At 63.5% G+C, this 6,477-nt stretch carries 5 protein-coding genes and 2 pseudogenes; 6 read left to right on the top strand and 1 reads right to left on the bottom strand.

Annotated elements, in window-relative coordinates; all coding sequences use genetic code 11:
* From ACZ7NC_RS43950 to ACZ7NC_RS43930, 5 genes and pseudogenes are all read left to right on the top strand, one after another.
* A pseudogene (locus ACZ7NC_RS43950) lies at positions 1-209 on the top strand (4-hydroxy-3-methylbut-2-enyl diphosphate reductase); the annotation flags it as partial.
* A gap of 174 nt (positions 210-383) precedes the next feature.
* Entirely contained in the window at positions 384-614 is a 231-nt protein-coding gene (locus tag ACZ7NC_RS43945) for an NAD(P)-binding protein (protein WP_471497691.1), read from the top strand.
* Between the two features lie 866 nt (positions 615-1,480).
* The gene (locus ACZ7NC_RS43940; protein WP_471497689.1) at positions 1,481-2,452 is read left to right on the top strand and encodes a terpene synthase family protein; all 972 of its coding nucleotides are present in this window, start codon (positions 1,481-1,483) and stop codon (positions 2,450-2,452) included.
* Between the two features lie 283 nt (positions 2,453-2,735).
* Positions 2,736-3,527 (top strand): hypothetical protein, encoded by a 792-nt coding sequence (locus ACZ7NC_RS43935; protein WP_471497687.1) that lies wholly within the window; start codon positions 2,736-2,738, stop codon positions 3,525-3,527.
* A gap of 84 nt (positions 3,528-3,611) precedes the next feature.
* The gene (locus ACZ7NC_RS43930) at positions 3,612-3,914 is read left to right on the top strand and encodes a transposase (RefSeq protein WP_471497685.1); all 303 of its coding nucleotides are present in this window, start codon (positions 3,612-3,614) and stop codon (positions 3,912-3,914) included.
* A gap of 14 nt (positions 3,915-3,928) precedes the next feature.
* Here ACZ7NC_RS43930 and ACZ7NC_RS43925 read toward each other — a convergent pair whose 3' ends face one another.
* Positions 3,929-5,041: an IS110 family RNA-guided transposase gene (locus tag ACZ7NC_RS43925; RefSeq protein WP_471497683.1), complete on the bottom strand. Its 1,113-nt coding sequence runs from the start codon at positions 5,039-5,041 to the stop codon at positions 3,929-3,931.
* A 287-nt stretch (positions 5,042-5,328) separates the two neighbouring features.
* Between ACZ7NC_RS43925 and ACZ7NC_RS43920 the strand changes: the two are divergent.
* A pseudogene (locus ACZ7NC_RS43920) lies at positions 5,329-5,702 on the top strand (IS6 family transposase); the annotation flags it as partial.
* Between the last annotated feature and the right edge of the window lie 775 nt (positions 5,703-6,477).

The raw sequence follows: 6,477 nt of genomic DNA, 5'->3' as shown, positions 1-6,477 counted from the left end.
GCGTCACCTCCGGTGCCTCCGTACCGGAGGTGCTGGTCGAGGAGGTCCTGGAGTGGCTCGCCCAGCGCGGCTACGGCGACGTCGAGCTGGTCAGGACGGCCGAGGAGTCGATCACCTTCTCCCTGCCCAAAGAACTCCGACGCAACCTACGCCACCAGGCAAAAACCACCAACAAAACCGACACCAGAACACCACAGTCAGATATGTGACCAGTACGTAACCATACTCGTAAACGAGCATCCAACCAGCGAAATCTAATTATCAGAGCCGAACCCAGGGTGAGCTCAGGGAGAGGCTGCAAGCTCCGCCGCGAGACAGCGATGCCATAGATGGGCACATGTGTAGTGAGGGCTTTGTGAAGTGCGGCCTGGAGGAGGCAAGAGATGGTCAGGCGAACGGTAGCGGTAAACGGTAGCGGCGTCTCTGGGATGACTGCAGCATATCTGTTTCAGCGAGATTGCAATGTCACGGTGTTCGAAGCCGCAGAGCGACTCGGAGGCCACGTCCACACGCGCCAATTGAAATACGAAGCGGGTTCGTCTGTCGGCCTGGACTTGGCCTTCTCGGTGTTTCAGTCACCTGGGCTCTCCTTATTTAAACCGCCTACTCGATGACTCGCCAGCAATTTACCTGGCTGATTGCGAAGAAGGGTAATTTGAATCTCACATCGTTCGCTCGCGGCACCGACTGAACCCTCATCAGCCGAAGCGGCAGCCATGGATCCACAATTAACAGCCAGGTCTCACACGGCGACGCCTCAGCAAAGCTGCGAATTCGATTTAAGCGCCTCCCTCTCTCCCCTTAGAAAACATGAGGGAGAAATTCTGAATCCGAGGCTCCCGAACTCTAGAATTTCAAAATCTAAAAGCTTTTCCATCATGAAATTTGCGGTCGGCGTTTCGCGTACATCTCCATCTCCTGAGAGGAGTGCGAAAAATGGATTCTGAAGCTCCTCCGGTTGGCCTCGTAGCCCAGCTTCGAAAAGCTCTCATTGAAACATCTCAAGTGGCATTCGCCCGCCAAGATCCCTGCAGGTGCCCCCGACCATGGCGCGAGATCATGAGGGGGCTTGGGGCTTCACCAGTATCCCAACTCAGTGAAACAGCCTGAGGAGCCAAGGAGGAGAATCGCTCTGCACAGGATCTTTGACACACCCTGTGTGGCGCTGATTCGTCCATGCAGCTCACCGAGCTTATATGCATGGGCTATTAATCGGACGACGGAAAGGGCTTCGCGGATGGGTTGCCGGGTATCCGTCGCGGGTGGAATTGGTACACGCCCTTGTGGAGAACTCTCATGAGCAGAACCTGAGCAGATAGCCTGGGCGCGGCGCCGGATCATCCGGCGATCATGGTCGTGAACGACAACGGACGCTCTTGCGCCCCTTCTGCAGAACTTTCGCTGCATATGGGCGCCCCCTCGCCCTCTAAATACGCCTGGGCGAATCACCGGAATACCACACTACAGAAGGACCGGAAGCGTGGCCGACAGATCAGTAAATCGAGATGTGCGGCGCGGCATGCGCCACCTGCCCATAATGGACGTCCCCTATGAACCCACGTGCCATCCTGAAGTGAAGAAGGTTGAGCGCGACGCCATCGCCTGGGTGTCTACCTTTGCTCCTAAGGCCGCCATCCCCCACTTGGCCAAGACACGGTCGGGACGCATCGTGGCCCGCACCGTAGCCCCAGGCGCCCCGGCGGAACTCCTGCGTGCCTATGGCCGGATGCTCGCCTGGGGTTTCTGGTTCGACGACGAGTTCGTTGACGATCTCACTGCCGACTCACCAGCCCACCTGCCTGCCGTCACGTCCGTCATGGACATCCTGGACAAGGGCTACGGCACCGGTGCGGCCGGCGAGCGCATGGAGGCTGCCTTCTGTGAGGTTGTGGACGGCCTGCGCGCCGCTTTGCCTGCCGGGTCTTTTCAACGGTGGTGCATGGAGATGCGACTTTGGTTCGCTTCCATGGCCCTGCAAAACCACATGCGCGCCAGCAACGCCATACCCAGCATCGCTTGCTACAAGACTGCGCGTCTGTATACCGTCTGCTCGTTTGCCTGCATCGTCATCATCGATGCCTCCTGGGGCGATCACGTGGGATGGGACGACTACTGGGCACCCGATGCCGCCGCGCTACGCCTGCGTGCGGCCAACGTCGCTGCCTGGCAGAACGACGTCTACTCCTACTTTGCCGAACGTGACCACCCAGGCCAGTTCTGGAATCTGCCCAGCCTGTACACGGCTCATGGACTGACGGTGGAGGAAGCCTTGCAGCGCACTGCTGCCGACGCCGCAGACGAGATCGCCGGCTTCGACCGACACGTCGCCTCACTCCCTGCGCCGGTCCCACCGGCCATGAGCTACCACATACGAAGCCTGCGCAACTGGATGCGCGGGTGTCACGACTGGTCACTGGAGGCCTCCTCCCGCTACGTCGGCTGGAACGGATAGATGACAGTGATCCCGCCTGGGGCACCAGCGACGCCCGTCACGGCGCCACGGCTTCCTGGGCAGCGAGATGTGCGCGCACCGCTTAAAGAGAGCCCCCGGCGGGTCGGCTGGCAGATTGCCAACTGGTGAGACATGGGCGAACGAACTCGCTGCGCCAGCCCAGAGCCTCTGGCGATGCCCTTCATCGCCTGTTGGTTGGGGCAGAAACCGGCTCTCTGCCCCACCTTCACTTGGCTTACACGGAAACACCACCTGTGACCGCATACACGGCACGGAGGCACGGATGCTGACTCAACTTTCCTCTACACCCCCTAATTTCATTCCTCCCCGTGGCGTGAACCTCGGCTTTACCATCTTTCTGGCCATCCCCCTCGTCATCCTCACCGCGTATGCGGTGCATGTGTGGCGGCGGGACCGCACACCGGTCCCCTTCCTCATGCTGATCGGTGGCGCAGTCACGATGGCATTCGAACCTATCGTCGACATCCTTGGGAAGTGTTGGCTCCCCGACCAAGAGCCCTACGTGTTATTCCACGTCTTCGACCGACCCGTACCGCTCTTCATCGCGGTGGCCTACCCCTGGTACTATGGCGGCCAGGGATACCTGGCTTGGCGACGCATCGCGCGGGGTGCCACAGGTTCCCAAATCCTTCTCCTCTACTTGGCCTTCGCCCTGAGCGATGTCGTCTTCGAGGCCCCCGGGCTGGCCATGGGCGCATACAAGTACTACGGCGACCAGCCCTTCAACTTCTGGGGCTATCCCCTATGGTGGGCTCCGGTCAACGCGGCGATACCCCTGACGGCCGGGGCATTCGTTCACTTCCTCTCCCCACACCTGCGTGGCTGGCGTGTGCTGACGGTGATTGCGATCCTGCCCATGGCTGACGGAGGCACCAACGGCGCCCTTGGGTGGCCAACCTGGGCCGCTCTCAACAGCCCCGCGCCTACCGCAATCGTCTGGCTGGCTGGCACAGCCACCATCGGCCTGGGCTTTCTGACCGCATGGGCCGTCTCCCGGGTCTGTACGCTCACCTGTGTAATTGAGAGACCGTCTGAATTTGGGTTGCCTGATTGAAGCCGGTTTGTCATGTCGCGAGTTGACGAAGTCGGCTGCGGAGCGTGACCGTGAGCGGTATGACGCCGAAGGCAGCCTTACCGGATGGATCTGACGGACGACCAGTGGGCCCTGGTCGAACCGGTTCTGACGAAGTGGCGGGCGGACCGGCATTCGATCCGGCCTCCGGTCCATGACCTGCGGGAGATCGTGAACGCGATCTTCTACGTGAACCGGACGGGGGTGCCGTGGGACCTGTTACCGCACGACTTCTCACCAGGGAAGACGGTGTACGACTACTACGCAAAGTGGTCCAAGGACGGCACCGACAAGAAGATCCACGACCTTGTGCGGACCAGGGTCCGCCAGAACCACGGCCGTTGCGGCGAGCCGACCGCGGGGCGTTGATGCCCCTATGGATGTCAAGCTGCGGCTTTGCCTGGTTCCGCGTGACCGGCCGCGGTGTTCTTGGACACGATGAGCTGGTAGATCTCTCGTGCGAGGTACCGCTTGAGGCAGCGGATGATCTCGCGGCGTGTCTTGCCCTCGGCGAGGCGTCGCCGCAGGTAGTCCTGGGTGCGGCCGTCCCAGCGCAGGCGGCTGAGCACAATGCGGTAGAGGGCGGCGTTGGCCTGACGGTCGCCGCCTCGGTTGAGTCTGCGGCGCTGGGTCTTGCCGGAGGACGCCTCGACCGGGCTGGTGCCGCACAGGGCGGCGAAGGACGCCTCGCTGTCGAGGCGTTCGGGGTTGTCTCCGGCCGCGATGAGCAGGGCTGCGACACTGTCCGGGTCGACGCCGTAGACGTCGAGCAGAGCAAGAGTGCTCGCTTTGACCGCGTCTGCCATCTGCCTGGTGAGGTCGTTGATCTCCTCGGTCAGGTTCTGGATGCGGCGTGCCAGAAGCCGCACGGTGTGCCGTGCGGCCCCGGCCGGCCCGGAGATCTCCGTCTCCGCGAGGGCGGCGCACTGCTTGATCAGCTTCGGGTTGCTCAGCCCGGCCAGGGACTCGCGCAGCGCGGCGTCGGCGCAGACCAGAACGCTCTTGAGCTGGTTGATGGCCTGGGTCCTGGATTTGACCGCGGACCCCTTGGCCAGCTTGAACAGCCGCAGCATCTCCACCGGCCCGTCGCTGGTCTTCGCTGTCGCGGTGGCGCGGCCGGACAACACGCCACGGGCGGCGGCTTGGGCATCCACGGCATCGGTCTTGCCGTGGCGGCGCCGGGTGGCTTTGTCGGGCTGGTTGACCTCGGTCACTGCGATGCCTTCGGCCTGCAGGTGCCGTGTCAGGGCGGCGCCGTAGGAGCCGGTGCACTCGATCCCGGCCCGCTGCAGCATCCCGAACGAGCGGGGCCAGGAGACGAGTTGGCGGTATCCCTCCGCGGTCGCCGGGAAGCTGCGGCCGTCCAGGGCTGCGCCGAGCGTGCTGATGACGGCCGCGGCGTGGACGTCCTTGTGGGTGTCCACGCCGAGCAGTATGTCCTCCCCGGCTTCGGCCGGGACGTGACACAGGGACGTGGGCTGCGTGATGCTGGGCAAGGTCGCCGGTCTCCTGATCCGCTTCGGGTGCTGGTGGCCGTCGCCGGGCCGGGGCGGTCAAGACTGTGACGGTGCCTGTCGCGAAGGCCCCTATCGGGACACGCCCCCTGCCCGGCGGCAGCAAAGTCCTGCTCCAGGCGGCGGCCGACAGATCAATGCCAAGGCACAAGGCCAGTCACGTTGCGGGTCAGGTCACCGCCCAGAGCAGCACCCGACCATCCTCACAGTCACGTTGAGCTGGGCTCGTGAGATGATCTTCGGGTTGGTTGTCTCGGGATGTTCTGCTGGTGGGTGCCGTGTCGCCGTCGTACAAGGGCCACCGCTACCCGGTGGAGGTCATCTCCCACTGTGTGTGGCTGTACTTCCGCTTCCCGCTCGCCTACCGCGAGGTCGAGGAGCTGGCGGCGTGATCGTCTCGTACGAGACCGTCCGCCGCTGGTGTGGGAAGTTCGGTCAGGTCTACGCCGACGGGCTGCGCCGCCGCCGGCCCCGGGCCGGCGACAAATGGCATCTCGACGAGGTCTTCGTGAAGATCAACGGCGAGCGGCACTACCTGTGGCGCGCCGTTGACCAGGACGGCAATGTGCTCGACATCCTGGTGCAGTCCAAGCGGGACACCAAGGCCGCCAAGAGATTCATGGCCAAGCTCACGAGAGGCACTGCCAAGTTTGACTGCCCGTCAGGTGATTAAGAAGGTGATCCGTAACCTTCGCCTTCGAATCCACGACTGAAGCGCTGAATCGAGAGGTCGTAGGCGGCATTGAGACGGGATATCCCTTCTTGATCATCTGACGGGAAGTCAAACTTGACAGTGCCCTCCGCTTCACCATCTGGGACCACATCACCGCCAGCATCGGCCTGCCCACGACAGACTGAACAATCGGCTACCTCTGACAGCGGCATACCCTCAAACGACCACGCGCCCGACAACCTGACAACGCCCGCCAGACTTCCCCCAGGTGGCCCGGGTGGTACCTCCCGGGCCAACCCCCGCTCAACCATCCCGCACGCCCCTGACCCCCGTCAGGCGCATGGCGGGCGCATTCATCAGGGCTAGAAGCATGTCCGCGGCGCCCGCCAGGACCAGTACACCCATGCGTCATCGGCCAGGTGCCGGAGCACCTCATGTCCCCTACGTCCGGGACTCCACAGCTCTTGACCAGAGCCGGATGGGCCGTTTCGTCGTCGCCCTGAGCAGGGTAGTGGGCGGGGTTCCTGGGTGTGGCGGCGGCCGTGAGCGCGAGGACCGCGCGCCCCCTGGCTTGGGTCCTCGCGCAGGGCGCCCTCCGGCGTCGGCGCCGCGGGAGTTGTGCACAGTCTCGCGGCAATCCGGCCGGGCCTGTTGGCAGACAACAAACGTCGCGAGAAACGACGGGCGGGGTCCTCGCGTTGGAGGGGCTGCGCGAGGCCCCCGCACCACGGCGGCCGCCGCTGAC

The sequence above is a fragment of the Streptomyces sp. NPDC111802 genome (assembly GCF_055634335.1).
The sequence above is the reverse complement of the archived record's forward strand: the minus strand, read 5'-3'. Positions and strand labels throughout refer to the sequence as shown.